This is a genomic window from Aeromonas sp. sif0611 (genome assembly GCF_019218845.1).
In the GTDB taxonomy this organism is placed as follows: Bacteria; Pseudomonadota; Gammaproteobacteria; order Enterobacterales; family Aeromonadaceae; genus Aeromonas; species Aeromonas media.
In genome coordinates, this window is record NZ_JAHUWU010000054.1 from 1 (window position 1) to 258 (window position 258).

Annotated in this window: 1 protein-coding gene; it reads right to left on the minus strand. The window is 65.9% G+C overall.

Annotated features, from left to right (window positions below; translation table 11 throughout):
* Positions 1-258 (minus strand): VCBS domain-containing protein (locus tag KW824_RS20735; RefSeq protein WP_218410897.1); only part of this gene is annotated, 258 nt, incomplete at both ends.

Here is a 258-nt window from a genome sequence, read left to right on the forward strand (position 1 = left end):
CTTCGGTGACCGCACCGCTGTCAGCGCCGGTGATCACCGCGGCATCGTTGACGCCGGTAATGGTGATGGTGACGGTGTGCTCGGTGCCATCCACAGACTGCACGGTGAAGGTCTCGACCTTGGTCTCGCCCTCGCCCAGGTACTGCACCTTGCTGTTGTCGACCTGGTAGGTCCAGGCGCCGCCTTCGGTGATGGCGAGGCTACCCAGCGCGCCCGCACTCGGGGTGCCGTTGCCGGCCAGGAACTTGGCTTCGTCGA